The organism is Streptomyces sp. S.PB5 (assembly GCF_030403745.1).
Classification (GTDB): Bacteria; Actinomycetota; Actinomycetes; order Streptomycetales; family Streptomycetaceae; genus Streptomyces.
The window spans coordinates 434,396-459,492 of record NZ_JAQMWP010000005.1 but is presented as its reverse complement, the minus strand read 5'-3'; the positions used below and the strand labels follow the sequence as shown (position 1 = coordinate 459,492).

The window sequence follows — 25,097 nt, the reverse complement described above, 5'->3', positions numbered from 1 at the left end:
CGATCAAAAGGCCCCGGGTGAACCCGTCGGGCGTGTGCTGAGTGACCGGGTTCGTTTCGTAGGGGGTACCTTCGGCGTCACGTCGACGAGGAGAGTGTTGAGCGTGAGCAAGTTCGTGCGGCCCGCAGCTGAGGGTGCCGATCCGTTCGGGACCGCCCGGCTCCGGCGAGGTGTGCTCGACGCCTGGGCGACCAGCCCCGCCCGGTTCCGTGAGGACGCCAACGCCGAGGAGGACCTCGTCCTCGGCGGCTACCGGGACCGGCTCGTCGTCGAGCTCGCGCAGAACGCCGCCGACGCCGCCGCGAGGGCCGGCGTGCCCGGACGGCTCCGGCTCACCCTGCGGGACGGGGTGCTCGTCGCCGCCAACACCGGCGCTCCGCTCGACGCGGCCGGCGTCGAGTCCCTCTCCACTCTCCGGGCCTCGGCCAAACGGGACGCCCTTGCTGCCGGTGCGCCCTCCATCGGCCGCTTCGGCGTCGGGTTCGCCGCCGTCCTCGCCGTCACCGACGAGCCCGCGGTCGTCGGCCGGCACGGCGGTGTCCGGTGGTCCCTCGCCGAGGGGCGGGAGCTGGCCGCCGAGACCGCCCGGCACAGTCCGGGGCTGGGCGACGAGGTCCGGCGGCGCGACGGGCACATCCCCCTGCTCCGCCTGCCCTTCGCCGCCGAGGGCACCGCCCCCGACCCCTACGACACGGCCGTCATCCTCCCCCTGAGGGACGCCGCCGCCACCGACCTCGCCGAGCGCCTCCTCGACGCCGTCGACGACGCCCTCCTCCTCGCCCTCCCCGGGCTTGAGGAGGTCGTCGTCGAGACCCCCGCCGGGGACGCCCGCACCCTCCGCCGCCGCACCGACGGCGCCTTCACCGTCGTCGAGGACTCCCGTGACGGCACGACCCGCTGGCGGGTCGCCGCCTCGCACGGGCCGCTGACCCCCGACCTCCTCGCCGACCGTCCCGTCGAGGAGCGGCTGCGGCCGCACTGGTCGGTCACCTGGGCCGTACCGGCCGACGCCGACGGCACCCCCGCCCGCCCCCGCACCAGCCCCGTCGTGCACGCCCCCACCCCCAGCGACGAGCCCCTCGGCGTGCCCGCGCTGCTCATCGCCTCCTTCCCGCTCGACCCCACCCGGCGGCACGCCGCGCCCGGTCCGCTGACCGACTTCCTCGTGCAGCGCGCGGCCGACTCCTACGCCGAACTGCTCGGCGACTGGCGGCCGGTGACCGCCGGGATCATCGACCTCGTGCCCGGCCCGCTGGGCAAGGGCGAACTGGACGGCTCCCTGCGGCAGGCGATCCTGGAGCGGCTGCCCAGGACCGCCTTCCTGCCCCCGGCCGCCGAGCCCGGCGACGACGATGACGACGAACTGCCCGAGGCGCTCAGGCCCCGCGAGGCCGAGGTCGTCGAGGGCGCGGGCGCCGACACCGTGCGTGTCCTCGCCGAGGTGCTGCCCACCCTTCTGCCCGCCGGCCTCGAACGCCGCGTCGAGCTGCGGACGTTGGGCGTCGCCCGCGTTCCCCTGACCGACGCCGTCGACCGGCTGGCCGGGCTGGAGAAGGAGCCGGGCTGGTGGCGGCGGCTGTACGACAGCCTCGCCGGGGTCGACCCGGACCGGCTGTCCGGGCTTCCCGTGCCGCTCGCCGACGGGCGTACGACCATCGGGCCCCGCCAGGTGCTGCTGCCCACCGTCGACGGTGTCTCCATCGAGCCCGAGGTGCTCGCCAGGCTCGGGCTCAAGGTCGCCCACCCGGACGCCGCGCACCCCCTGCTGGAGAAGCTCGGCGCGCTGCCCGCCTCCCCGCGGGCCGTGCTCACCACGCCTCAGGTGCGGGCGGCCGTCGCCGCGTCGCTGGACGACGACGGGGGCGCGTGGGAGGAGGACACCCTGGACGCCGAGGAGTTGGCGGACACCGTCCTCGCCCTCGTCCGGGACGCGGGTCTGGAGCCCGGCGACGAGCCCTGGCTCGGTGCGCTGGCCCTGCCCGACGAGGACGGCGAACCCGCCCCCGCCGGTGAACTCGTCCTCCCCGGCAGCCCGTTCGCACAGATCATGCGGGAGGGCGAACTCGCCGCGGTGGACGCCGAGCTGGCGGACCGCTGGGGCGAGCAGCCGCTGGCCGCGTGCGGTGTCCTCGCCAACTTCGCGCTCGTCCGCGCCACCGACGTCGTCCTCGACCCCGACGAACTGGAGCCTCGCGAAGGGGACTTCGCCGAGCCGGACGACCCGGGTCTGCTCGACGCCGTCGACGTCTGGAGCGAAGACGTCCTCGACCGCTTCCCCGACTCGCCGGTGCCGCCCGTCGCCACGGAACTGGTCGCCGTACGCGATCTCGACCTCGTGGACGAGGACAGCTGGCCCCAGGCCCTCGCCCTCCTCGCCCGGCCGCCCCTGCGCGACGCGCTCACCCAGCCGGTACGGATCCTGCTGCCCGACGGCACCCATGAGGTCGTACGGCCTTACACCGCATGGTGGTTGCGGGGGCACCCGGTGCTCGACGGCCGTCGTCCGGCCGGTCTGCTGGCGGCCGGCGGTGACCCGTTGCTGCGCGGTCTGTACGACGAGGCCGACGCGACCGGCTTCGACGACGAGCAGGTGCTGCGGGCGCTGGGCGTGCGGACGTCGGTCGCCGCGCTGCTGGACGAGCCCGGCGGTGCCGCCGAGCTGCTCGACCGGCTCGCGGACCCCGAGCGCGAGGTGACGGGCGCCCAACTGCACGCCCTCTACGGTGCGTTGGCCGACCTGGACCCCGAGCAGGTGACCCTGCCGGACGATCTGCGGGCCGTCGTCGACGGGCGGGTCGAGGTGGTGGACGCGGCCGACGCGGTGGTCGTCGACTCACCCGACCTGCTGCCGTTCACCGCGGGCGTCCCGCTCCTGCCGGTACGCCCCGCGCGGGCCGCCGAACTCGCGGAACTCTTCCAGGTGCGGCGACTCAGCGAGTCCGTCACCGGGTCGGTGGACACCGAGGGCGTCGAACACGACGTACCGGAGCCGGTACGGGTGCTGCTGGGCGCGCGGACCCCGTCGACCTACGTGGAGCACGAGGAACTCTTCGTCGACGGTGTGGAGTTGGACTGGCGCCTCACCGACGACGGCACCCTGCACGCGGCCACCCTGGAGGGCGTCGCCGCCGGACTCGCCTGGGCGGCCGGGCAGTGGCCGCGGCGGTTCGAGGTGGCGGCGCTGCTGGAGGATCCGACCCGGACGGCGGAGCTGGCGCGGGACCGCTGGTTCGACTGACGGGTGATCTTGAAATCACTCGCACAAATTTCTCACCACTCGTACAACCTTTCACTTCCGTCACGGATCTGATCATTCGAGTCGAGGTACTCAACGATCAGTTCAACGTGGGGAACTCATGCGCATTCGTGCCACCGTGGCCGCCGTCTCCGGAGCCCTCGCCCTGTCCGCACTCGCCGTACCGGCGCAGGCGGCAGACGGCGGCTCGGGCGACATCACGATCGACAAGGTCGTCGTCAACGGCGGCAAGCCGGTCGTGGTCGGTGCCACCAAGGCCGTGTCCGTGAAGGTCTCCGTGACCGCCACGGACAACTCGGGCATCGCCGAGACCACGTACATCAGCGGTTTCGGGCCGAAGCCGAACTACGCGCAGATCTGGTACGAGGACGGCGAGATCACCTGCGTCGAGGTGACCGACAAGACGTCGACCTGCACGGGCTATCTGACGTTCGACCCGCTGACGGGTGAGGGCGTCGTCTACAACAGCGCGGCAGGCACCTGGGACTTGAGCACGCTGGTCTCGGCCAACGACCTCAACTACATCCGCCGCGACGCCGCCACCACCTTCAAGGTGCAGCGCGCCTCGCGGCTGACGGTCAACGCCTCGCCGGAGCCGGTGAAGAAGGGCAAGACCATCACCGTCACCGGCAAGCTCTCCCGCGCCAACTGGGAGACCAACAAGTACGCGGGTTACGCGAGCCAGTCGGTGAAGCTGCAGTTCCGCAAGAAGGGCTCCAGCACCTACACCACCGTCAAGACCATCAAGACCAGCTCGACGGGCACCCTGAGCACCACCGTCAAGGCCTCGGCCGACGGCTACTACCGCTACTCCTTCGCGGGCACCGCCACCACCCCGGCGGTCAACGCCGCGGGTGACTTCATCGACGTGAAGTAAGCGAAGCAAGCAGCGGTACCTGCTTTTCCCTTTCCTTCTTTTCTCATCCGAGGAATCACATGCGTATTCGCGCCACCGTGGCCGCCGTCTCCGGCGCCCTGGCCCTGTCCGCCCTCGCCGTCCCGGCCGCGCAGGCCGACTCGTCGCGGACCCCCGACGTCTCCGACGTCCACGCCATCGCCCAGGCCACCGGCAAGTCGGCGTACGCCGCCGCGGCCGACGGCGTCCCGTACGACCTGGACGCCTCCTTCTCCAACGTGAAGGTCAACAAGGGCAAGAACATCGTCGTCGGCACCACCAGCGTGGTGAAGGTGCCGGTCACCTTCACGCTGACGCACGCCGAGAACGTCGACATCAAGGCCGACGACTTCTTCGCCGGCGTGGAGCTGTACCGGGGCGCGGACTTCTACGGCGCCGACTTCTGGTACGACAGCACCGACGCGACCTGCACGGCGTCCTCCGCCACCGTCGCCTCCTGCACGGCCACCGTCGCCCTCGACCCGGCCCCGGGCGACGACTGGGGTCTGATCAACGCGGACGCCGGCACCTGGAAGGCGGCCGGCTTCGCGGTCGCGCTCAACGGTGAGGACCCGGAGAGCCCGAACCTGGACAACGTCGGTGTCGCCGTGACCGACAGCGCCGCCACCCTCAAGGTGCAGCGCCTGTCCAAGCTGACGGTCAACGCCTCGCCGGAGCCGGTGAAGAAGGGCAAGACCATCACCGTCACGGGCAAGCTCTCCCGTGCCAACTGGGACACCGACAAGTACGCGGGTTACGCGAGCCAGTCGGTGAAGCTGCAGTTCCGCAAGAAGGGCTCCAGCACCTACAGCACCATAAAGACGATCAAGACCAGCTCGACGGGCACCCTGAGCACCACCGTCAAGGCGTCGGCCGACGGCTACTACCGCTACTCCTTCGCGGGCACCTCGACCACCCCGGCGGTCAACGCCGCGGGTGACTTCATCGACGTGAAGTAAGCGGCAGGCGGTAAGCAGCAAGCGGTAAGCAGTAAGCAGTACGACATCGAGGCCGGACCCGGGAGCCATCCGGGTCCGGCCTCGCGCTGTGTCCAGCAAGGCGCCCGCCCTGGCCGGGCGCTAGGCCGGCACGCGGCGGTCCACCCACCTCCACGTCAGTTCCAGGGTGGCCGCCGCCGCCACCGAGATCCCCACCGCGATCCACGGCATCGTCACCCCCACCAGCTTCAGCGCGAAGAAGTCCTGCAGCCACGGCACCACCAGCACCAGCAGGAACCCCGCGCCCATGGACGCGACCAGCGCCACCCGCCACCAGGTGTACGGGCGGGCGATGATGGCCAGCACCCACATCGAGATCAGGAACAGGGTCAGCGTCGCGACACTCGTCTCGGCGTCCAGCGCCCCCTCGCCCGTGTAGTGGTGACGGGCGATCAGATACGTCACGAAGGTCGCGACCCCGGCGAGCAGCCCGCCCGGGATGGCGTACCGCATGACCCGGCGCACGAAGTGCGGCTTGGCCCGTTCCTTGTTGGGGGCGAGGGCGAGGAAGAAGGCCGGGACGCCGATCGTCAGGGTGGAGAGCAGCGTCAAGTGCCGGGGCAGGAAGGGGTATTCGACCTGCCAGCACACCACCAGCAGGGCGAGCAGCACCGAGTACACGGTCTTCACCAGGAACAGCGTCGCCACGCGCGTGATGTTCCCGATGACCCGGCGCCCCTCGGCGACCACCGAAGGCAGCGTCGAGAAACTGTTGTTCAGCAGGACGATCTGCGCGACCGCCCGCGTCGCCTCCGACCCGGAGCCCATCGACACCCCGATGTCGGCGTCCTTCAGCGCCAGGACGTCGTTCACCCCGTCGCCCGTCATCGCGACGGTGTGCCCACGGGACTGCAACGCCCCGACCATGTCCCGCTTCTGCTGCGGGGTGACCCGCCCGAACACCGTGCCCTCGTCGAGCGCGGCCGCCATGCCCTCCTTGTCGGCGGGCAGCCGGCGTGCGTCGACCGTCGTCCCGTCCAGCCCGAGCTTCGAGGCCACCGCCCCCACCGACACCGCGTTGTCACCGGAGATGACCTTGGCCCGGACGTTCTGCTCGGCGAAGTACCGCAGTGTGTCGGCCGCGTCGGGCCGCAGCCGCTGCTCCAGGACCACCAGGGCCGACGCGGACGCCCCGACGGCGACCTCCGGATCGTCCAGGTCGCGTACCGCCCGCGCCAGCAGCAGGACCCGCAGCCCCTGTTCGTTGAGCCGCTCGGTCTCCGCGAGGGCGGGGTCGTCGGCGGCAAGGAGCACATCGGGCGCCCCCAGCAGCCACGTACTCGACTCCCCGTCGCCCTCGCTGAAGGACGCGCCGCTGTACTTGCGGGCGGAGGAAAAGGGCAGCGACTCGGTGCAGCGCCAGTCCTCGGCGTCCGGGTAGGCGTCGATGATGGCCTGCAGCGAGGCGTTGGGGCGCGGGTCCGACTCGCCCAGGGCGCCCAGCACCTTGCGTACGTACGCCTCGTCGCTGCCGCCCAGCGGGCGCAGCTCCTTGACGTCCATGCCGCCCTCGGTCAGGGTGCCCGTCTTGTCGAGGCAGACGGTGTCGACGCGGGCGAGGCCCTCGATGGCCGGCAACTCCTGGACGAGGCACTGTTTTCGGCCAAGTCGGATGACGCCTATCGCGAAGGCGACGGAGGTCAGCAGGACCAGGCCCTCGGGGACCATCGGGACGATGCCGCCGACCGTGCGGGCGATGGAGTCCTTGAGATCGTTGCTCTTGACGACGAGCTGGGTGATGACCAGGCCGGTCGCGGCCGGAATCATCATCCATGTCACGTACTTGAGGATCGTGGAGATGCCGGAGCGCAGCTCGGAGTGGACGAGGGTGAAGCGGGAGGCCTCCTCGGCGAGCTGGGCGGCGTACGCCTCGCGCCCCACCTTGGTGGCCCGGAACGCGCCACCGCCCGCGACGACGAAGCTGCCCGACATGACCTCGTCCCCGGGCTGCTTGACGACGGGGTCGGCCTCGCCGGTGAGCAGCGACTCGTCGATCTCCAGGCCGTCGGCCTCGACGCACACCCCGTCGACGACGGCCTTGTCGCCGGGCCCGATCTCGATGAGGTCGTCAAGGACGATGTCGGAGGTGCTGACCTCGAGCGCCACCCCGTCCCGCCGTACCGTCGGCTTCGCCTCGCCGATCACCGCGAGGGAGTCGAGGGTCTTCTTCGCCCGCCACTCCTGGATGATGCCGATTCCGGTGTTGGCGATGATCACGTACCCGAACAGGCTGTCCTGGAACGGCGCGACGAACAGCATGATCAGCCAGAGCACGCCGATGATGGCGTTGAACCGGGTGAAGACGTTCGCCCGCACGATGTCGGTCATCGACCGGCTGCTGCGCACCGGAACGTCGTTGACCTGCCCGTTCGCGATCCGCTCGGCCACCTCGGCGGCGGTCAGGCCGGTCGCCGCCGGCAAAGGGGCGGGTACGGGATGCACAGGATCGAGTTCGGCGCCCGCGTCGATGTGCGTCATGCGTCCGACGGTACGTGCGGATTTAAGGCTTCACACGCCGAGTGGCCGGAAGATCCGACCTGGGTAGGACGGACCGCCGGGGCAAGTGGTGCCGTGGTAGTAGGGCCTACGGCGTTTCCCGTAGGGCTTACGGGGTCTCCCGCAGGGCCTCGGCCCTCTTGATGGCGGCGTCGCGCCGGCGGACGTAGTAGATGCCGATCAGTCCGAGCCCGGCGCCGGCCAGGCAGGTCCACACCCACCACGTGTGCCCGTGGTCGTCGAACCAGCCGTAGAAGGGCAGCTGGACCAGGAAGAGGACGAACCAGAGGATCGTGCCGCCAACGATGGTCGGCACGACGGGGCCCTCCAGGGGCTCCGGTGCCTCGTGCTTCGGGGTCCACTTCGCCATGAGGCACAGCTTACGAGGCGATCACATCTACGCGCGGAGATGGTCATCGGCGAACTTATACGTTCATACTGAAACGGTTTGTGTCTGTCCACTTCTGCTCGTAGGAACATCCAATGCCGACCGCCCTCGACCGTTACTTCAGGATCTCCGAGAGGGGCAGCACGCTCCCCCGGGAGATCCGCGGCGGTTTCGCCACCTTCTTCGCGATGGCCTACATCATCGTGCTCAACCCGATCATCCTCGGCAGCGCGAAGGACATGTACGGCCACCAGCTCGACAACGGTCAGCTGGTCACGGCGACCTGTGTGACGGCGGCGTTCACCACCCTGCTGATGGGCGTCATCGGCAACGTCCCGATCGCGCTCGCCGCCGGTCTCGGCGTGAACTCGGTCGTCGCCCTCCAGCTCGCGCCCCGTATGTCGTGGCCGGACGCGATGGGCATGGTGGTCCTGGCGGGCTTCATCGTGATGCTGCTGGTCGCCACGGGCCTGCGCGAGCGCGTGATGAACGCGGTCCCCTTCGGTCTCCGCAAGGCGATCAGCATCGGTATCGGCCTGTTCATCATGCTGATCGGCCTGGTCGACTCCGGTTTCGTCTCCCGCATCCCGGACGTCGCCCAGACCACGGTCCCGCTCCAGCTCGGCGGCGACGGCCACCTGGGCGGCTGGCCCGTCCTGGTCTTCGTCCTGGGCGCCCTGCTGACCCTCGCCCTGATCGTCCGCAAGGTCTCCGGCGCGATCCTCATCTCGATCGTCACCATGACCGTCGTGGCGATGATCATCGAGGCCGTCGCCAAGGTCCCGTCCTGGGGCCTCACGACGCCCAAGTGGCCCGGCAACCCGGTCGCCGGCCCCGACTTCGGCCTGCTCGGCAAGGTCAGCCTCTTCGGCGGCTTCGACAAGGTCGGCGTGCTGACCGGCGTCCTCTTCGTCTTCACGGTCCTGCTGTCGTGCTTCTTCGACGCGATGGGCACGATCATGGGCGTCTCCGACGAGGCCAAGCTGACCGACGCCCAGGGCCAGATGCCCGGCATCAACAAGGTCCTCTTCGTCGACGGCCTCGCGGTCGCCGCGGGCGGCGCCAGCTCCTCCTCGGCCACGACGGCCTTCGTGGAGTCCACGGCGGGCGTAGGCGAGGGCGCGCGCACGGGCTTCGCGAACCTCGTCACCGGCGGCCTCTTCACCGTGGCGCTGTTCCTGACCCCGGTCGCCACGATGGTCCCGTCCCAGGCGGCCACCCCGGCACTGCTCGCGGTGGGCTTCCTGATCCTGGCGGGCAACGTCAAGGAGATCGACTGGGCGGACTACACGATCGCCGTCCCGGCCTTCATCACCATGGTGATGATGCCGTTCACCTACTCCATCACCAACGGCATCGGCATGGGCTTCATCACCTTCGTGGTGCTGCGCCTGGCGGCCGGGCGGGGCAAGGAGATCCCCGCCGCGATGTATGTCGTGTCCGCCGTCTTCGCCTTCTACTACCTGATGCCGGCGCTCGGTCTCACGTGATGATCACGTGACGCCGTAGAACTTCTCCGTCTCGTCGACGGCGGTCTTGAACCGCTCGTCGAAGTCATCCCGGATGAGCGTTCGGACGACATAGTCCTGGACGCTCATTCCCCTTTTGGCCGCATGGTCCCGGAGCCGTTCGAGCAGCTCCCCGTCTATCCGCAGGCTGAGCACGCTGGTCCCCATGAACACGAGGGTCCGGGTCGCGAAGGGGCGGTGTTCACTTTCCGCTGCCGACTCACCCGTATGAGTGATGCTCTGGTTTCAGTGGCCAGACTCACGGGAATCCTCGCGCACCGCAGCTTGTTTAGCGAGAGTAATGAGTTACGCTAAAGAGATGCCGGACCTTACCCATGGCGACGACGCTGCCGCCGTGAACGCCCTACGCTCCGCCGTGATGCGGCTGTCGCGCCGACTCAAGCACCAGCGGGTCGACGAGTCGCTGAGCCCCACCGAGATGTCGGTGCTGGGCACCCTGTCCCTCTGTGGCAAGGCCACCCCGGGCGAGCTCGCCCGCAAGGAGCATGTGCAGCCGCCCTCGATGACCCGCATCGTGGCGCTGCTGGAGTCCAAGGGGCTGGTCCGTCTGGAGCCGCACCCCGAGGACCGGCGCCAGAAGGTCGTCACGAAGACGGAACAGGCCGAGGCGATGCTCGAAGAGAGCCGCGCCAAGCGCAACGCCTTCCTGGCCACCCTGGTCGACGGCCTCGACGAGGACGAGTGGGCGAAACTGCGCGCCGCCGCCCCCGTGCTGGAGAAGCTCGCGCATCTGTAAGCAGCCAGAAGGAGGCGAACCCCTTTGAGTACGGGATCCGGAGCAGACTCCGCCCCCGCACCGACCGCTACTACCCTGAAGGACTCGTCGAAGTCCTCGATGTTCAGCTCCCTGAAGAGCCGGAACTACCGGCTCTTCTTCGCCGGCCAGGTCGTCTCCAACACGGGCACCTGGATGCAACGCATAGCCCAGGACTGGCTGGTACTGAGCCTCACCGGCTCCTCGACCGCCGTCGGCGTCACGACGGCACTGCAGTTCCTGCCGATGCTCCTCTTCGGCCTGTACGGCGGAGTCCTGGTCGACCGCCTCCCGAAGCGCCCCACGCTCCTGGTCACCCAGTCCGCCATGGCCGTCACCGGCCTCGCGCTCGCCTTCCTCACCCTGACCGGCCACGTCCAGGTCTGGCACGTCTACCTCGCCGCCTTCGCCGTCGGCCTCGCGACCGTCGTCGACAACCCGGCCCGCCAGACCTTCGTCTCCGAGATGGTCGGCCCCGACCAGCTGCAGAACGCGGTCAGCCTGAACTCCGCGAACTTCCAGTCCGCCCGTCTGATCGGCCCCGCGGTGGCGGGCCTGATGATCACGGGCGTGGGCACCGGCTGGGCGTTCCTCTTCAACGGCCTGTCGTTCGTCGCACCCATCGCAGGACTGCTGCTGATGCGCTCGCGCGACCTGTACGAGGTCCAGCGGGCCCCGCGCGGCAAGGGCCAGCTCCGCGAAGGCCTCCACTACGTCGCGGGCCGCCCGGACCTGATCTGGACCATCGTCCTGGTCGGGTTCGTGAGCACCTTCGGCTTCAACTTCCCGGTGTACCTGTCGGCCTTCGCCGACGACGTCTTCCACGCGGGCGCGGGCTCCTACAGCCTGTTCAACACCCTCATGGCCGTCGGCTCCCTGGCGGGCGCCCTGCTCGCGGCCCGTCGCGGGACGGCCCGGATGCGGATCCTGGTCGCGGGCGCGATCGCCTTCGGCACGCTGGAGATCGTGGCCGCGATCGCCCCGTCCCTGTGGCTGTTCGCCCTGCTGATGGTCCCGATCGGCATGTTCGGCATGACGGTCAACGTCACCGCCAACAGCAGTGTCCAGATGAGCACCGACCCGGCCATGCGGGGCCGTGTGATGTCCCTCTACATGATGGTCTTCATGGGCGGCGCCCCGCTGGGCGCGCCGATCGCCGGCTGGATCACCGACGCGTACGGCGTCCGGGCCGGCCTCGCGGTCGGCGGCATCATCGCCGCCGCGGCGGCCGCGACGGTCGGCCTGGTGCTGGCCCGCGTCGGCAACCTGCGGCTGTCGGTGGGATGGCACCACGGGCACCCGAAGGTGGGGTTCGTGCCCCGGGAGCGAGAGCGGTTGGCTACGGCCGCGTGACTCTTCCCGGCCCGGACGGCCGCTCAGACCCTGCGGGCCAGCAGCTGTCCGGGCCAGTTGCTCTCCCCGACGGTGAACGCCTCGACCCGGCTGAACCCGTTGGCCTCGTAGTACCGGACGAGCTTGCCGTCGTCACCGGCGTAACAGTCCACCCGCAGCAGCGAGATGCCCGCCCGCCGGGTCTCCTCGGCGGCATGCGCGAGCAGCGCGGCCCCGACGCCGTACCCCTTGAAGCGGCGGTCGGAGGCGAGCCAGTGGATGTACCGCTCGGGCTCACCGGCCGGGAGATGGGCCAGATAGGCGCCGGGTGCGCCGGTGAGACTGACGGTGGCCGCGGGCACCCCGTCGACCTCGGCGATATACGTGTGTCCCTCGTCCATGTACCGGGTCACCGACTCGACGGTCTTCGGGTTCTCGGAGAGCGGCTTCGACCCCCACTGCCCGGTACGTCCCTCCCCGACCAGCCATTCCACACAGCTGTCGAGCATCCCGAGTATCGCGGGGATGTCGTCGTGCCCGCCGTCCCTGATGGTGATCGTCATGGGCCCATGGTGGCACGCTGGGTTCATGAGACTCTTCGCCGCGGTACTGCCTCCGCAGGATGTCGCCAGTGAACTCGCCTCGGTGATCGACGGGTTGAAGAAGCTGCCGGGGGCGGAGGAGCTGCGCTGGACGGGCGTCCCTGGTTGGCACTTCACGCTCGCGTTCTACGGCGAAGTCGACGACGACGTCATACCGGAACTGTCCTCCCGGCTGACGCGGGCCGCCGCTCGCACCGCCCCTTTCCAGCTCGCGGTGAGCGGGGGCGGGCAGTTCGGGCACGGACGGGCCCTCTGGGCCGGGGCCGCGGGGGAGGTACCGGCCCTGCGGCTGCTGGCGGACCGGGCGGAGGCGGCGGCGCGGAAGGCGGGCGTGGAGATGGGGGAGCACCGGCGGTACAAGGCGCACCTGACGGTGGCGCGGAGTCGGTCGGAGGTGGATGTGCGGCCGTATGTCTCCGGGCTGGACGGGTTCACGAGCCGGACGTGGACCGTCGGTGAGCTGGCGTTGGTCCGGAGCAATCTGCCGGTGTCCGGGGTGGCGGGGGAGCAGCCTCGGTACGAGGTGGTCGACCGCTGGGCGCTCGGCGGGGCCGGTTAGGCTCGGGGCGTGGACCCGAAGACCCGTAACCGGATCATGGCCGTTGTGCTGGTGCTGATGTTTGTCGTCGTCGCGTTGGCCTCTGCGCTCGGTAGGTAGGGGTTCGGGGAACTGCGGTCCGTTGTCGGCGGGCGCGCCGTCGTGGCTGGTCGCGCAGTTCCCCGCGCCCCTTGCGGGGCGCCCACCCTCAGGGGCGTTACCAGGCAAACGCCTCAGGTGACGGCCCCGGGCCCGGGAAGATCTCGTCGAGGCCGGTCAGCAGCTCCTCGCTCAGTTCCAGTTCCACCGCCCTGAGCGCCGACTCCAGCTGCTCGGCCGTGCGCGGGCCGACGATGGGGCCGGTGATGCCGGGGCGGGTGAGGAGCCAGGTCAGGGCCGCCTCGCCGGGTTCCAGACCGTGCTTGTCGAGGAGATCCTCGTACGACTGGATCTGGGCGCGGGTGGCGGGATCGTTGAGGGCGTCGGCGGCCCGGCCGCTGGCCCGGCGTCCGCCTTCCACCTGCTTCTTGATGATGCCGCCGAGCAGCCCGCCGTGGAGCGGGGACCAAGGGATGACACCGAGGCCGTACTCCTGCGCGGCCGGGATGACCTCCATCTCGGCGCGGCGCTCGGCGAGGTTGTAGAGGCACTGCTCGCTGACGAGGCCGATGGTGCCGCCGCGGCGGGCGGCGACCTCGTTGGCCTGGGCGATCTTGTAGCCGGGGAAGTTGCTGGACCCGACGTAGAGGATCTTGCCCTGCTGGATGAGGGCGTCGATCGCCTGCCAGATCTCCTCGAAGGGGGTGGCGCGGTCGACGTGGTGGAACTGGTAGATGTCGATGTAGTCGGTCTGGAGCCGCTTGAGGCTGGCGTCGACCGCACGGCGGATGTTGAGCGCCGAGAGCTTGTCGTGGTTGGGCCAGGCGGGGCCGTCGCCGCCCATGTTGCCGTAGACCTTGGTGGCGAGGACGGTCTTGTCGCGGTGGGCGGGGCTCTTCGCGAACCAGCTGCCGATGATCTCCTCGGTACGGCCCTTGTCCTCACCCCAGCCGTACACGTTGGCGGTGTCGAAGTAGTTGATCCCCGCGTCCAGCGCCGCGTCCATGATCGCGTGACTGTCCGCCTCGTTCGTCTGCGGTCCGAAGTTCATCGTGCCGAGGACCAGTCGGCTGACCTTGAGTCCCGTACGTCCGAGCTGCGTGTACTCCATGGGTTCTTAGCCAACGCCGTGGAGTGCGCTCTAGGCAAGGGTGGTTGGGGGGTGGTTGGGGGGAGCTCTGGCCGATCTTGAGTCTTGACACTAACTGGAAGTTAGTGCTTTCCTTTAGAAAGTTGACCTTGAAGTTTCAACATCTAGGAGAGTCCTGTGTCCCCCACCACTCCTGTTCGCTCTGTTCGTCCTGTCCGCAAGGCGGCTGTCGCCTTCGTGGCCTCCATCGCGGTGCTGGGCGCGGCCGCCGTACCGGCCGTCGCGGCGCCGGGTACGGCATCCGTCGCGCGCGCGGATCACGCCCGCCCCGGCTACCAGAAGGCCGTCGTCGAACGCGTCCTCAAGGGAGTCTTCGAGCGCGGCGACACCGAGGTCGTGGACCGTTTCGTACGGCCGGACTACATCCAGCACAACCCGTCCGTGCCGGACGGGGCGGAGACGCTGAAGAACCTCGGCGTCGCGCTGCACCAGCAGTTCCCCGACGCCAAGTACGACATCAAGCGGGTGATCTCCGAGGGTGACCTGGTGCTCGTGCACTCGAACGTGGTGCTGACGCCGGGCAGCCGGGGCACCGCCGTCTTCGACATCTTCCGCTTCCAGGGCGGGAAGATCGCCGAGCACTGGGACGTCGGCCAGGACGTGCCGGAGAAGCCCGCCGACGGCAACGACATGTTCTCCACGGTGAGTTGGCCGCGGACAAACCAGCCGGGGCCGGGCTTTCTCACCGCGTCCAACAAGAAGCTGGTGACGACCGCGTTCGATCAGCTGCTGGTGAAGAAGGACCTGTCGGCACTCGACCGGTACTGGAGCTCCGAGTACGAGCAGCACAACCCGAACATCCCGAACGGCGTGGACGGTGCGAAGGCGGGCCTGGGCGGGTACTTCAAGCAGTTCCCGCAGCTGAAGGTCACGCCGAAGCGGGTCATCGCCGAGGGCGATCTGGTCGCCGTCCACAGCCACTACGTGAACGCGCCGGGGGAGCGGGGGCAGGCGATCGTGGATCTGTTCCGCGTGCGGGGCGGGAAGATCGTCGAGCACTGGGATGTGATCCAGGACGTGCCGGCGACTTCGGCGAACGACAACGGGATGTTCTAGAGGGACTTCAGGAACGTCGACCAGGTGGCGGGAGTGAGGCGGAGGGTTCGGGGCGCCGGGGCCGTGGGGTTCTTGGAGTCGCGGATGTGGACGGTGGTGGGGGTGAGGGCGACCTCCAGGCATTCGCCACCCTGGCCACTGCTGTAGCTGCTCTTGAACCAGTCCAGGTCCGTGCTCATAGCCTGCCTGCCACCTCGCTGATCAACTGCGCCGACTCCTCGGGATCGAGGGCCTGCGCTCGCAGAATGCCATACCGTGCGAACATCTGGCCCAACTCAGGTTGCTGGCTGACGAAGTAGCCATTGTGCGGGCCCTCTACGTACGCGATGCGATCGGGGTCTTCGGCCTCCAGCAGGATCATGGGTCCGTCGAGACCCGCGTGATTCTGGCGGCCGGTCCGCATCACCTGGATCTCGACGTTGCGGCGCCGGCCGATGTTGAGGATGTGGCCCAGTTGCTCCTTGAGGGCCTGGCCGCCTCCGAGCGGGCGCCTGAGGATGTGCTCTTCCAGTACGAAGCCGACGACCGGCGCGGGTCTGCGCTCCAGGACCCGTTGCCGGTCCAGGCGTGCAGCCAGCCGGGTTTCGATCTCCTCGTCCTCCAAGGACGGTCGATGGACCTCGAAGGTGGCCAGTGCGTATGCCTCGGTCTGGAGCAGGCCCGGGATCACATGGGTGGTGTACATGTAGATCGCGGTGGCCCTCGCCTCCAACTCCGCGTAGTCCTCGAACCAGGACGGAAATCGGCTGACCCGGAGCTTCCGCGCTGCGGCGAGCAGTGCACCTTGTGCACCGAGCCGTTCATCCGCGATCTCCACGAACTGTCCCTTGGGTGCCCGCTCTCCCCGCTCCACCATGGCTACTTGGGACTTGGAGTACCCGACGTACTGAGCCAGCGCCTCCTGCGTCACCCCCGCCCGCTCACGGAAGAACCGCAGCAACGAGCCGAACATCTCCAGGTTCCCGGACCCGCGATCACCCGCGTGCACAACCGCCTCCCCAAGTGCACAGCCGCGCACGGAACTTCCGTACCCCTGGTCACAGTATGTGAGCGAGCGGAACCCTTTGCGTCATGAACGAGAGAATCAACGCCCCCTGGATCCCGCTGTGGATCCCCGACGCCGGTCACGCCCTCCGCCTCGCCGGCGTGCACTTCGACGCCGTACGCATGAGGGAGCCGCTGGCCGAGCGCGTCGCCTCCGAGCTGCTGCGCTGTACCGACTTCGACGCGGGACCGATCGTCACCGAGTCCACAGGCGACCGGAACATGTACTTCCTGTTGCCCCCGCAAACCGGCGGCGCCTATGCATGGCCGCCGGGCGTACGGGTGCTGACGCGCAGTCATGGAGGCACGGCCTATGTGGGTGTGCCCGCACTGACCGGGATCACCTGGCCGCTGGGGTGGCGGTCGGTACCGTCGGCCGGAGTGCCGTTCGTGGACGGGGAGTTGTTGTGGGAGGTGGGGTGTCGGCTCAGTCCCGGGGGAAAACGTCGGTCTTGAGGACGAGGTCGACGACGGTGCCGGTCAGGTCGAGGTCGGTGCCGAAGTCGACCTTCGTGGGCTCGGCGTAGTCGCCCTGCTTGGGGTCGGTGTAGACGTGGCAGCGTCCCTGGTAGGGATCGGCGATCACGTACAGGGGGACCTCCGCCTCCGCGTAGGCGAGCCTCTTCGGACCGTAATCGTTGGCGGCCGTGCCCTTGGAGATGACCTCGGCGACGAACACGACGTCCTGCCAGCGCCAGTGACCCGTGTCATCCTGCTTCGCGGAGTCCCTGAGCAGGGCGACATCCGGGCAGAAGCCGTTCTCGTGGCCCGGGAAGTCGATGCGGACGTCCGAGAACACCTTGACCCCCCTGCCGAACCGGTCCTCAAGAGCCCAAAGGAACCCGCGAATGATCTCCCAGTGAGCGCTCCGCTGCGGCGTCGTATGGACGTTGCCCCCGACGATCTCGGCCTTGTATCCCTCGGGGACGGGCATCCGCTCCAGCCGCTCGAACCACTCGTCCAAGCGCGCTGTGTTGGCGTCGGCGTCGGCAGTCTCGATCCTGTCGGTCTCTACGACGGTCATCGTGGCGCTCCTCGCTGCCTCACGGACAGGTGCAGCCGCGCAGTACAACGATACGCAGGGTAGTCGGGGGTACGCCGATACTCAGTCAGCCTGTTCCGGTCTCGTACGGTTGTCCCCACCCCCACGCCTGGTACATCGCCTCCGCGAAAGCCGCCGCGATCTTGTGCTCGCCGTCGGCGTTCGGATGCGTGCCGTCGTACGTGGCGACCCTGAAGTCGTTCGCCCCCGGCGGCGACGCCGGCAGCAGCGGCGAGCGCGGCTCGTCGAGGTCGGCCACCGCTTTCGCGAGCAGCTCGTTGAGGAGGGTGACCTGGGCCGCGCAGTCGGCGTCCTCCTCGACGCGGACGTTCGTGAGCACCGGGAGGACGACCATCCGGACGCGCTCGCCTTTGCCGTGCCGGTCGCCCTGGATGCGTTGTTCGGCTGGTTCACCCAGGAAGGCGCCGCCGACCTCGCGTTGCACGCCGCGACGAGGCTCCTGGTCCTCACCGTCACCGGCATCGCGCCCGACCTCGACATCTTCCGCGAGGAACGCCGGTACTGGCAGAGCCGCCTGGGGCTCCTGCTGTCCATCTACCAGCTGCGCTACTACTCCTTGCAGGTTGCCTACGTCCTCGGTCAGGTCATCGCCGTGATCACCATCTGGCAGTTCTTCGCGGACCTGAGGTGACGTCACTACCCGCGGGAGACAAGTGAGGCCGGGCCGGCGGTGTCGTGGTGGGTTGGGTGGGCGTCGGCTGGCGAGGTTGCCGTTGGGCCGCTCGCTTCTTGGTCAGTGTCGTGATTCCGTGAGCCGAGTAAAGGGCGCTGCGCTGCGCTCCGCGTCGGCTGCGCCGATGGCCCTGCGGGCCACCCTTGACTCGGCTCACGGAATCACGGAGGAGAAGCGAGCGAGCGGCCGGGGAGGGATGGGTGGCCCGCTGGGTGGGTCTGCGGTGCGGTGGGTGGGGTCGTGGGCCGGGGATGGGGGGGCGCGGTTGCGCCTCGCCTGCACGCCGGGTGGGCTTGGCGGCGAACGGCCGGTGGGGAGTGGGGCGCGGTCGCGCCTCGCCAGCACGCCGGGCCGGCTCAGCGGCGAGCGGCAGGTGGTGGGGCGCGGGGGGTGGGGCGTGGGGGTGGCTTGTCGGTGCAAGGCCCGGCAGGGGTCGTAGATCCGGTGAATGGCAGATTTGTTCCACGCTGGGTCTTGGCCCACGTGCGGTTTTTGCTGGCTGAGGTGGAACAGATCTGCCAATCACCGGGTTCTGTGCCCCAGGTGTCGATCAGCGGGGCACTCAGGCGAGTGCAACACGCGCCACCAGCCCATGCCCATGCCCATGTCCCGGGGCCGCTCCCTCGCCCCCTGCACCCCTCGCCCCTGCTCCCACCCCACCGCCGCTCACCGTCCGGTCGTCGCCACGGCCCCGCCCCGAGCGCGCTCCCGTCCCCGGCGGACAGTCGCCGAACCTGCCCGGCCCCTGGGAGACGGAACCGCGCCCACCCACCGGGGGAAGCCGCTGAACCTGCCCGGCGTGCTGGCGAAAGGCGAGTGCGCCCCCCCAGCTACCCACCGGCCGTTCGCCGCCAAGCCCACCCGGCGTGCAGGCGAGGTGCCACCGCGCCCCCCGTCCCCGGCCCAGAACCCCACCAACCACCACCGCAGACCCACCCAGCGGGCCACCCATCCTTCCGGGCCGCTCGCTCGCTTCTGACCCGTGCTGGAGCGAGCCGAGTCAAGGGTGGGCCGGAGGGCCATCGCCGAAGGCGACGCGGAACGCAGTGGAGCGCCCTTTACTCGGGTCGTGGAAGCACGACACTGACCAAGAAGCGAGTGGCCCAACGGCACAGCGTGACGGGCGTTCAGGGCAGAAGGCGCTCAGTCCCGGGGGAACTTGTCGGTCTTGAGAGTGAGGCCGAGGTGCGTGGTGGTCATGTCGACGTCGGTGCCGAAGGCGACGGAGGTTTCGGTGAGGTACTCGCTGTCCTTCGGCTGGGTGTAGAGGTGGCACTTGCCCTGGTAGGGGTCGGCGATGAGGTAGACGGGGACTTCGGCGAGAGCGTAGGCGGTCTTCTTGGGGCCGTAGTCGTTGGCGGCGGTGTCTTGGGAGATGACCTCGGCGATGAACTCGACGTCCTCGTGGCGCCAGCGGCCCTCGGCGTTCTCCTGGGCGCCGTCGCGCAGCTTCGCCACGTCCGGGGCGAGACCGTTCTTGCGGCCGGGGAAGTCGATGCGGACGTCCGAGAACACCTCCGCGTGCCTGCCGAAGGTGTCCTCGATGGCCCAGATGATCGCTCGAATGATCTTCCAGTGGATGCCCCGCTACGGCGACGTGAAGACGGTCCCCCCGATGATCTCGACCTTGTATCCCTCGGGGACGGGCAGCTCCTCAAGCCGCTCGAACATCTCGTCGAGCCGAACCCTGTCATCGCTCTCCGCCATCGCGATCCTGTCTTCAAGGACGGTCATCGTGGCGCTCCTCCCCGGCTGCCTTTCGCACAAGTGCAGCCGCGCAGTACAACGATACGCACGGTGACCAAGACACACGGAGGGACGCACATGCCGGACGACGACCACAGGGCCGCTGCCCCCACCACCCCCAGCACCCTCACCGCCCCCCTCCTCCCCCTCCTCCACCGAACCCTCGGCGACAACCTCCTCGCCGTCCACCTCCACGGCTCGGCCACCCTCGCGGGCCTCCGCCCCCACAGCGACCTCGACTTCATGGTCGTCGTACGCCGGCCGACCACCCGCGATGAACGCCGCTCCCTGGTGAAGGAGTTGCTCACCCGCCCCCTCGGCCCCCGCCCGGTCGAGCTGATCGTCGTCGTCCAGGGCGACATCCGCCCCTGGCGTTACCCGCCCACCTGTGAGTTCCTCTACGGCGAATGGCTGCGCGAGGACTACGAGCGCGGCATGGTCCCCGCCCCCGAGCCCAGCCCCGATCTCGCCCCGCTCCTCACCATGACCCTGCGAGGCAACGCCACCGTCTACGGTCCGCCGCCCGCCGAACTCCTCGACCCCGTTCCGCCCGCCGACCTCAGGCACGCCATCGTCGAAGGCATTCCGCAGCTCATCGCGGACCTCGACGGCGACACCCGCAACGTCCTGCTCACCCTCGCCCGCATCTGGACGACCCTCGCCACGGGCGACATCCGCTCCAAGGACGTTGCCGCCGACTGGGTGCTGCCGCACCTCCCCGCCGAACACCGCCCCGTGCTCGCACACGCGCGTGCCGTCTACCTCGGGGACGAACAGGAACGCTGGGACGACCTAACCCCCCACCTGCAACCCTGCGTCGACCAGCTCCTCGCGGGCATCGACAAGAGCCGGAGGGGAGCGGCAGAGGCCGGCGGTCAGAGGTCGTAGGGCTCCCCGACCCCCCACCCCTGATACATCGCCTCCGCGAAAGCCCCCGCGATCTTGTGCTCCCCGCTCGCGTTCGGATGCGTCCCGTCGTACGTGTCGACGTTGATGTCGTACGACACCGGCGGCGACGCCAGCAACAGCTCCGAGCGCGGCTCGTCCAGGTCCGCCACCGTCTTCGCCAGGAGTTCGTTGAAGAGCGTGACCTGCGCGCCGAAGGCCGGCTCGTCCACCGCGCGGACGTTCGGGATGACCGGGAGTACCACCATCCGCACCCGGGGCCGCGCCGCCCGCGCCTCGGCCACGAAGCGGCGTACGTTCTCCGCCGTCTGCTCCGCGTTCGTGTAGAAGCCGAGGTCGATGAGGCCCAGCGAGACCAGCAGGACGTCGGCCTTGCAGGACCGGACCGCGTCACCGATCAGCGGGGCCATGTGCAGCCAGCCCTCGCCCCAGCCGGCGAGGTGGGCGCGGGGGAAGTCCGGGTCGGCGTACTCGTACGACGTCGGGGTGTCCGTCGCCTTGTCGTGGAGCGTGTCGCGCGGGCCGACGAGGGCGAACGGGCCGCCGTACGTGTCGCGCAGGTGCTGCCACATCCGGTAGCGCCATGTGTGTTCGCCCGCGCTTCCGATGGTCATGGAGTCGCCTACGGGCATGAACCTGAGCATCCGCTCATGATGAAGGATCACCGGGAGCGGTGGGGTGTGAGGCCCGACACGTGGGCCCCGACACGTATGCGCCCCGGGATGGCAAGCTGGAGGCCATGCGCGCGCTACTCGGAGCCCTCGGGGCCCTCGGAGCCACTGCCCTGGTCGCTGTCATGGGCGCGGGGCCCGCGGCCGCCGCCGACGGGGACGGAGACGGGGACGAGAACTTCACCATCGAGGACCCCCGCATCACCGAGTCCAGCGGGCTCGCCGCCTCCCGTCAGCACCCCGGCATCTACTGGACCCACAACGACCAGGACTCCGGCACCTACCTCTACGCCGTCGACAGCGGCACCGGGAAGACCGTCGCGCGGATCACCCTGAAGGGGGTCGGGCAGCAGCGGGACGTCGAGGCGATCGCCATCGGCCCGGACAACCAGATCTACGTCGGTGATATCGGGGACAACGACGGGGTGACCTGGCCCTACGTCTGGATCTACCGACTGCCCGAGCCGAAGAAGCTCGTCGACCAGACCGTCCGGGCCACCCAGTACGTCGTGAAGTACTCCGACGGCTCCCGGGACGCCGAGTCGATGATCGTCCACCCGAAGACCGGGCGCGTCTACATCATCGACAAGAACGAGGACGGCGGGCATCTCTACGAGGGGCCCGCCAAGCTCTCCTCCAAGGGCACCAACCTCTTCAAGCCCACCACCGCCGTCGACCTCTGGGCCACCGACGCCGCCTTCTCGCCCGACGGCCGACAGCTCGCCGTACGCGGGTACTTCGGCGGCATCTGGTACGACTGGAACGGCGGCGATCTCAAGCGCGGCGGCCGGATCAGCGTGCCCATCGGGCAGGGGGAGTCCGTCAGTTACTCCGCCGACGGCACCAAGCTCATGCTCGGCAGCGAGGGCGCCGGGAGCGAGGTGGAGGCGCAGGACGCACCCGGCGACCAGGACTCCGACTCGGCCTCGGGAAGCGGCGGTTCCGCCCAGGGCGACGGTGACGGCGGCTCCGACAACCGCAACGTCAAGGTCGGGGCCCTCGCCGTGGCCGTGGTCGCCGCCGTCGTCTTCGGGTTCCGGCGGCTGCTGCGCCGGGGGTGAGTCAGCGCGGGCGGGTGGCGCGAGCGGCGCCGCCGGGTCAGTTCTCGGCGGCGCGCTGGGCCACGATCACTTCCAGTCCGTCGAGGATCCGCTGCAGGCCGAACTCGAAGTGGTCGAAGTCGGTGCTGAAGGCGTCGTCCGAGAGGGCGGCCAGCACCGGGTAGCGGCCGCTCGCCATCACCTTCTCCAGCGTCGGCACCTGTGCCTGCCAGAACTCCGCGTCCGTCAGGCCCGTCCGGCGCTCCACCTCCTGGGCGTACAGCTGGGTTCGGGCCGCGCCGACGACGTAACCGTCGATCATGATGATCGCCGAGATCAGTTCGGGGTCGCTCAGGCCCATCGGCTTGATGCGGGTGAGGATCTTCTCCATGCCGTCGAGGGCGCTCGGGCCGAGGATCGGGCGTGACTGGTTGACCTGGAGCAGCCAGGGGTGGCGGCGGTAGAGGGCGAGGGTCGAGCGCCCCACGGCCTCCAGCGCCGCGCGCCAGCCGCCGTCGCCCAGGTCCGCCGGGTTCTCGGAGGGCCGCTGGACCCGGTCCAGCATCAGGTCGAGCAGCTCGGCCTTGCCGGGGACGTACCGGTACAGCGACATCGTCCCGGTGCCGAGTTCGGTCGCGACCCGGCGCATCGACACCGCCTCAAGGCCATCGGCGTCCGCCACCTGGACGGCCGTTTCCACGATCCGGTCCAGGGTGAGGGTGGGCTTGGGGCCCCGGCTGGGGCGCTTGCCCGTGTCCCACAGCAGCTCAAGGGTGCGGACGATGTCGCCGCTGCCGCTGGTCTCCGAACCGCTTGTCATGGGTGCAGCTTAGTTCCCCGGAAAAAAACTGGGTACGGCGTACGCGCAATCGGGTACGGTGTACTCAGTTGCCTGGGGGAGCCGGTCATCGGAAAGAGCCCGTGCCCGTGCCCGTGCCCGCGGCAGCCCATGCCCGAGACAGCCCATGACCGAGACAGGGGGACCCATGACCGACGGATACGCCGTTCACGCCGAGGCGCTGGAGAAGAGGTACGGCGAGAAGCGCGCCCTCGACGGCTTCGACCTCGCCGTCCGCGAGGGCACCGTGCACGGCCTGCTCGGGCCGAACGGCGCCGGTAAGACCACCGCCGTACGCATCCTCTCCACGCTCGTCCGGCTCGACGGCGGGCGGGCAACCGTCGCCGGACTGGATGTGGCCCGGCACTCGCGTGAGGTGCGTGCCCGCATCGGGCTCACCGGGCAGTACGCGGCCGTGGACGAGGTGCTCACCGGTCGGCAGAACCTGGAGATGTTCGGCCGCCTCTTCCACCTCGGCGGCCGCCGGGCCAGGGCGCGCGCCACCGAGCTGCTGGAGCAGTTCGACCTCACCGACGCCGCGGACAAGGGCGTCGGCAAGTACAGCGGCGGCATGCGGCGCCGTCTCGACCTCGCCGCGTCGATGATCCTCGCCCCGGCGGTGCTGTTCCTCGACGAGCCGACCACCGGGCTCGACCCGCGCAGTCGCAACGAAGTCTGGGATTCGGTACGGGAGTTGGTGGCCAGCGGCACCACCGTACTGCTGACCACCCAGTACCTGGAGGAGGCCGACAAGCTGGCCTCCCGCATCACCGTCATCGACCAGGGGCGGGCCATCGCCGACGACACCCCCGACGGGCTCAAGGGCCGGGTCGGCGGCGACCGTATCGAGGTCGTCGTCGCCGAGCGGTCCGACATCCCCCAGGTCGTGAAGGTCGTCGCCCGGGTCTCGGACGGCGAACCCGAGGCGGAGGAGGGCGAGTTGCGCGTCCACGCACCCGTCGTCGACCGCGTCTCCGCCCTCACCGAAGTCGCCCGCACCCTCCAGGACGAGGGCGTCCAGGTCGAGGACATCGGGCTGCGCAGGCCCAGCCTCGACGACGTGTTCCTGCGCCTGACCGGACACCGCACCGAGAAGGAGGATGCCGCGTGAGCACCCTGGAAGCGACCCACGGCCGTACGTACTGGATCCTCGCCGACGTCTGGAACATCGTCCGCCGCGGCCTCACCCACTACCAGCGCCAGCCCGTCAACATCGCCTGGCAGCTGGGCTTCCCGATCCTCTCCGTCCTCCTCTACGGCTATGTCTTCGGCAGCGCCATGCAGGTGCCCGGCGGCGGGGACTACAAGGACTTCCTGATGCCCGGGATGTTCGTGATGACGATGGCCTTCGGGTTCATCAACACCGCGACCCTGGTGGTGTACGACGCCACGAAGGGCGTGATCGACCGGTTCCGCTCGATGCCGATGACGTCGTCGGCCGTGGTCGCCGGACGCGGGGTCACCGATCTGCTCGTCGCCTGCGCCGAACTGGCCATCATGATGCTGACCGCGCTCGCGATGGGCTGGCGCCCGGACGGCGGACTCGGCTTCCTCGCGGCCTTCGGGCTGCTGCTGTGGCTGCGGTTCTCGCTGATCTGGATCGGGGTGTGGCTGGGGCTCATCGTGCCCAACCCGGAGGCGGCGGGCGGTCTGTTCGCGGTGGCCTTCCCCCTGACGATGATCTCCAGCATCTTCGTCGCGCCGCAGCTGATGCCCGACTGGCTCGGCGCCGTGGCCGCCTGGAACCCGATCTCCTCCACCGCCGCCGCCACCCGAGACCTGTTCGGCACTCCGGTCGGCGGCGGGGACTCCTGGGTCGAGCAGCACGCGCTGCTGATGGCCGGTGTGTGGCCCGTGGTGCTGACGGCGATCTTCCTGCCGCTGGCGGTGCGGAGGTTCCAGAAACTGAGCAGGTGACGTCAAGCCAAGCAGGTGACGTCCAGTGTCTTGACGTGTCCATGTGACCTGACTTCCATGGGAGGGGCAGGGTGGTGGGAGCGCTCCCATCGTTCCGGACCCGCGC

General features: G+C 69.6%; 24 protein-coding genes and 2 pseudogenes. 14 read left to right on the top strand and 12 right to left on the bottom strand.

The window, feature by feature from the left end:
* Positions 1-103: 103 nt before the first annotated feature.
* The 3 genes from PH203_RS16005 (at position 104) to PH203_RS15995 (ending at position 5,110) form a co-directional block, all read left to right on the top strand.
* Positions 104-3,238, top strand: a complete 3,135-nt coding sequence (locus PH203_RS16005; RefSeq protein WP_289920622.1) for a molecular chaperone Hsp90 — start codon at positions 104-106, stop codon at positions 3,236-3,238.
* Positions 3,239-3,356: 118 nt separating this feature from the next.
* The gene (locus PH203_RS16000; RefSeq protein ID WP_289920621.1) at positions 3,357-4,133 is read left to right on the top strand and encodes a calcium-binding protein; all 777 of its coding nucleotides are present in this window, start codon (positions 3,357-3,359) and stop codon (positions 4,131-4,133) included.
* A 59-nt stretch (positions 4,134-4,192) separates the two neighbouring features.
* Positions 4,193-5,110: a hypothetical protein gene (locus tag PH203_RS15995; protein WP_289920620.1), complete on the top strand. Its 918-nt coding sequence runs from the start codon at positions 4,193-4,195 to the stop codon at positions 5,108-5,110.
* Between the two features lie 120 nt (positions 5,111-5,230).
* Here PH203_RS15995 and PH203_RS15990 read toward each other — a convergent pair whose 3' ends face one another.
* Entirely contained in the window at positions 5,231-7,627 is a 2,397-nt protein-coding gene (locus PH203_RS15990) for an HAD-IC family P-type ATPase (protein ID WP_289920619.1), read from the bottom strand.
* Positions 7,628-7,754: 127 nt separating this feature from the next.
* Complete coding sequence (locus PH203_RS15985; RefSeq protein ID WP_289920618.1) at positions 7,755-8,015, bottom strand: DUF2530 domain-containing protein; 261 nt, start codon at positions 8,013-8,015, stop codon at positions 7,755-7,757.
* A gap of 113 nt (positions 8,016-8,128) precedes the next feature.
* Here PH203_RS15985 and PH203_RS15980 point away from each other — a divergent pair, with 113 nt between their 5' ends.
* Positions 8,129-9,523 carry an NCS2 family permease gene (locus PH203_RS15980; RefSeq protein ID WP_289920617.1) on the top strand — a complete coding sequence of 465 codons (1,395 nt, stop codon included), beginning with the start codon at positions 8,129-8,131 and terminating at the stop codon, positions 9,521-9,523.
* Between the two features lie 3 nt (positions 9,524-9,526).
* Here PH203_RS15980 and PH203_RS15975 read toward each other — a convergent pair whose 3' ends face one another.
* Positions 9,527-9,709, bottom strand: a complete 183-nt coding sequence (locus PH203_RS15975) for a ribbon-helix-helix protein, CopG family (protein ID WP_289920616.1) — start codon at positions 9,707-9,709, stop codon at positions 9,527-9,529.
* Between the two features lie 151 nt (positions 9,710-9,860).
* Here PH203_RS15975 and PH203_RS15970 point away from each other — a divergent pair, with 151 nt between their 5' ends.
* A complete protein-coding gene (locus PH203_RS15970) occupies positions 9,861-10,298 on the top strand; it encodes a MarR family transcriptional regulator (RefSeq protein ID WP_289920615.1) in 438 nt (145 codons plus the stop codon).
* 99 nt (positions 10,299-10,397) lie between these two features.
* A complete protein-coding gene (locus PH203_RS15965; RefSeq protein ID WP_289920731.1) occupies positions 10,398-11,669 on the top strand; it encodes an MFS transporter in 1,272 nt (423 codons plus the stop codon).
* A gap of 23 nt (positions 11,670-11,692) precedes the next feature.
* On the opposite strand, the gene PH203_RS15960 is transcribed toward PH203_RS15965, so the two are convergent.
* Positions 11,693-12,211 carry a GNAT family N-acetyltransferase gene (locus tag PH203_RS15960; RefSeq protein ID WP_289920614.1) on the bottom strand — a complete coding sequence of 173 codons (519 nt, stop codon included), beginning with the start codon at positions 12,209-12,211 and terminating at the stop codon, positions 11,693-11,695.
* Between the two features lie 25 nt (positions 12,212-12,236).
* On the opposite strand from PH203_RS15960, the gene thpR reads away from it, so the two are divergent.
* Positions 12,237-12,809, top strand: a complete 573-nt coding sequence (gene thpR, locus PH203_RS15955) for an RNA 2',3'-cyclic phosphodiesterase (RefSeq protein WP_289920612.1) — start codon at positions 12,237-12,239, stop codon at positions 12,807-12,809.
* Positions 12,810-13,005: 196 nt separating this feature from the next.
* Here the strand turns inward: thpR and PH203_RS15950 are convergent, their stop codons facing one another.
* Entirely contained in the window at positions 13,006-13,998 is a 993-nt protein-coding gene (locus PH203_RS15950; RefSeq protein WP_289920611.1) for an aldo/keto reductase, read from the bottom strand.
* Between the two features lie 216 nt (positions 13,999-14,214).
* Here PH203_RS15950 and PH203_RS15945 point away from each other — a divergent pair, with 216 nt between their 5' ends.
* On the top strand, positions 14,215-15,093 hold the full coding sequence (locus PH203_RS15945) for a nuclear transport factor 2 family protein (protein ID WP_289920610.1): 879 nt from the start codon (positions 14,215-14,217) through the stop codon (positions 15,091-15,093).
* Here the strand turns inward: PH203_RS15945 and PH203_RS15940 are convergent.
* Positions 15,090-15,272, bottom strand: a complete 183-nt coding sequence (locus tag PH203_RS15940) for a DUF397 domain-containing protein (protein ID WP_289920609.1) — start codon at positions 15,270-15,272, stop codon at positions 15,090-15,092. The genes PH203_RS15945 and PH203_RS15940 overlap by 4 nt on opposite strands.
* Positions 15,269-16,081, bottom strand: a complete 813-nt coding sequence (locus PH203_RS15935; protein ID WP_289920608.1) for a helix-turn-helix transcriptional regulator — start codon at positions 16,079-16,081, stop codon at positions 15,269-15,271. Before PH203_RS15935 ends, PH203_RS15940 begins: the two co-directional genes overlap by 4 nt.
* Before the next feature lie 83 nt (positions 16,082-16,164).
* Here PH203_RS15935 and PH203_RS15930 point away from each other — a divergent pair, with 83 nt between their 5' ends.
* Positions 16,165-16,593: a hypothetical protein gene (locus PH203_RS15930; protein ID WP_289920607.1), complete on the top strand. Its 429-nt coding sequence runs from the start codon at positions 16,165-16,167 to the stop codon at positions 16,591-16,593.
* Here the strand turns inward: PH203_RS15930 and PH203_RS15925 are convergent.
* Positions 16,565-17,161 carry a Uma2 family endonuclease gene (locus PH203_RS15925; protein ID WP_289920606.1) on the bottom strand — a complete coding sequence of 199 codons (597 nt, stop codon included), beginning with the start codon at positions 17,159-17,161 and terminating at the stop codon, positions 16,565-16,567. The genes PH203_RS15930 and PH203_RS15925 overlap by 29 nt on opposite strands.
* Before the next feature lie 85 nt (positions 17,162-17,246).
* Positions 17,247-17,543: pseudogene (locus PH203_RS15920) on the bottom strand (hypothetical protein); the annotation flags it as partial.
* Between the two features lie 12 nt (positions 17,544-17,555).
* Here PH203_RS15920 and PH203_RS15915 point away from each other — a divergent pair.
* The gene (locus tag PH203_RS15915; RefSeq protein WP_289920605.1) at positions 17,556-17,831 is read left to right on the top strand and encodes a DUF6185 family protein; all 276 of its coding nucleotides are present in this window, start codon (positions 17,556-17,558) and stop codon (positions 17,829-17,831) included.
* 1,185 nt (positions 17,832-19,016) lie between these two features.
* Here the strand turns inward: PH203_RS15915 and PH203_RS15910 are convergent.
* Positions 19,017-19,607, bottom strand: a pseudogene (locus PH203_RS15910) (Uma2 family endonuclease).
* A gap of 90 nt (positions 19,608-19,697) precedes the next feature.
* Here PH203_RS15910 and PH203_RS15905 point away from each other — a divergent pair.
* Positions 19,698-20,507, top strand: coding sequence for an aminoglycoside adenylyltransferase family protein (locus tag PH203_RS15905; RefSeq protein ID WP_289920730.1), 810 nt, complete (start codon positions 19,698-19,700; stop codon positions 20,505-20,507).
* Here PH203_RS15905 and PH203_RS15900 read toward each other — a convergent pair.
* Positions 20,495-21,169: an SGNH/GDSL hydrolase family protein gene (locus PH203_RS15900; RefSeq protein ID WP_289920604.1), complete on the bottom strand. Its 675-nt coding sequence runs from the start codon at positions 21,167-21,169 to the stop codon at positions 20,495-20,497. The genes PH203_RS15905 and PH203_RS15900 overlap by 13 nt on opposite strands.
* Before the next feature lie 95 nt (positions 21,170-21,264).
* On the opposite strand from PH203_RS15900, the gene PH203_RS15895 reads away from it, so the two are divergent.
* Positions 21,265-22,257 (top strand): WD40 repeat domain-containing protein, encoded by a 993-nt coding sequence (locus tag PH203_RS15895; protein WP_289920603.1) that lies wholly within the window; start codon positions 21,265-21,267, stop codon positions 22,255-22,257.
* Between the two features lie 37 nt (positions 22,258-22,294).
* Here the strand turns inward: PH203_RS15895 and PH203_RS15890 are convergent, their stop codons facing one another.
* Entirely contained in the window at positions 22,295-23,056 is a 762-nt protein-coding gene (locus PH203_RS15890) for a TetR/AcrR family transcriptional regulator (RefSeq protein WP_289920602.1), read from the bottom strand.
* 166 nt (positions 23,057-23,222) lie between these two features.
* On the opposite strand from PH203_RS15890, the gene PH203_RS15885 reads away from it, so the two are divergent.
* Both PH203_RS15885 and PH203_RS15880 read left to right on the top strand, forming a co-directional pair.
* Complete coding sequence (locus PH203_RS15885) at positions 23,223-24,185, top strand: ATP-binding cassette domain-containing protein (protein ID WP_289920601.1); 963 nt, start codon at positions 23,223-23,225, stop codon at positions 24,183-24,185.
* Positions 24,182-24,991 carry an ABC transporter permease gene (locus tag PH203_RS15880; RefSeq protein WP_289920600.1) on the top strand — a complete coding sequence of 270 codons (810 nt, stop codon included), beginning with the start codon at positions 24,182-24,184 and terminating at the stop codon, positions 24,989-24,991. The genes PH203_RS15885 and PH203_RS15880 overlap by 4 nt, the downstream gene beginning before the upstream one ends.
* The last annotated feature ends 106 nt before the right edge of the window (positions 24,992-25,097 follow it).

Excerpts from the sequence above, each read along its gene's own strand:
- PH203_RS15905 (WP_289920730.1), top strand. The coding sequence starts at position 19,698 with ATGCCGGACGACGACCACAGGGCCGCTGCCCCCACCACCCCCAGCACC.
- PH203_RS15895 (WP_289920603.1), top strand. The coding sequence starts at position 21,265 with ATGCGCGCGCTACTCGGAGCCCTCGGGGCCCTCGGAGCCACTGCCCTG.
- PH203_RS15975 (WP_289920616.1), bottom strand. The coding sequence starts at position 9,709 with ATGGGGACCAGCGTGCTCAGCCTGCGGATAGACGGGGAGCTGCTCGAA.
- thpR (WP_289920612.1), top strand. The coding sequence starts at position 12,237 with ATGAGACTCTTCGCCGCGGTACTGCCTCCGCAGGATGTCGCCAGTGAA.
- PH203_RS15970 (WP_289920615.1), top strand. The coding sequence starts at position 9,861 with ATGCCGGACCTTACCCATGGCGACGACGCTGCCGCCGTGAACGCCCTA.
- PH203_RS15890 (WP_289920602.1), bottom strand. The coding sequence starts at position 23,056 with ATGACAAGCGGTTCGGAGACCAGCGGCAGCGGCGACATCGTCCGCACC.
- PH203_RS15980 (WP_289920617.1), top strand. The coding sequence starts at position 8,129 with ATGCCGACCGCCCTCGACCGTTACTTCAGGATCTCCGAGAGGGGCAGC.
- PH203_RS15960 (WP_289920614.1), bottom strand. The coding sequence starts at position 12,211 with ATGACGATCACCATCAGGGACGGCGGGCACGACGACATCCCCGCGATA.
- PH203_RS15900 (WP_289920604.1), bottom strand. The coding sequence starts at position 21,169 with ATGCTCAGGTTCATGCCCGTAGGCGACTCCATGACCATCGGAAGCGCG.
- PH203_RS15950 (WP_289920611.1), bottom strand. The coding sequence starts at position 13,998 with ATGGAGTACACGCAGCTCGGACGTACGGGACTCAAGGTCAGCCGACTG.
- PH203_RS15985 (WP_289920618.1), bottom strand. The coding sequence starts at position 8,015 with ATGGCGAAGTGGACCCCGAAGCACGAGGCACCGGAGCCCCTGGAGGGC.
- PH203_RS15925 (WP_289920606.1), bottom strand. The coding sequence starts at position 17,161 with ATGACCGTCGTAGAGACCGACAGGATCGAGACTGCCGACGCCGACGCC.
- PH203_RS15885 (WP_289920601.1), top strand. The coding sequence starts at position 23,223 with ATGACCGACGGATACGCCGTTCACGCCGAGGCGCTGGAGAAGAGGTAC.
- PH203_RS15965 (WP_289920731.1), top strand. The coding sequence starts at position 10,398 with ATGTTCAGCTCCCTGAAGAGCCGGAACTACCGGCTCTTCTTCGCCGGC.
- PH203_RS16000 (WP_289920621.1), top strand. The coding sequence starts at position 3,357 with ATGCGCATTCGTGCCACCGTGGCCGCCGTCTCCGGAGCCCTCGCCCTG.
- PH203_RS15930 (WP_289920607.1), top strand. The coding sequence starts at position 16,165 with ATGAACGAGAGAATCAACGCCCCCTGGATCCCGCTGTGGATCCCCGAC.
- PH203_RS15940 (WP_289920609.1), bottom strand. The coding sequence starts at position 15,272 with ATGAGCACGGACCTGGACTGGTTCAAGAGCAGCTACAGCAGTGGCCAG.
- PH203_RS15995 (WP_289920620.1), top strand. The coding sequence starts at position 4,193 with ATGCGTATTCGCGCCACCGTGGCCGCCGTCTCCGGCGCCCTGGCCCTG.
- PH203_RS15990 (WP_289920619.1), bottom strand. The coding sequence starts at position 7,627 with ATGACGCACATCGACGCGGGCGCCGAACTCGATCCTGTGCATCCCGTA.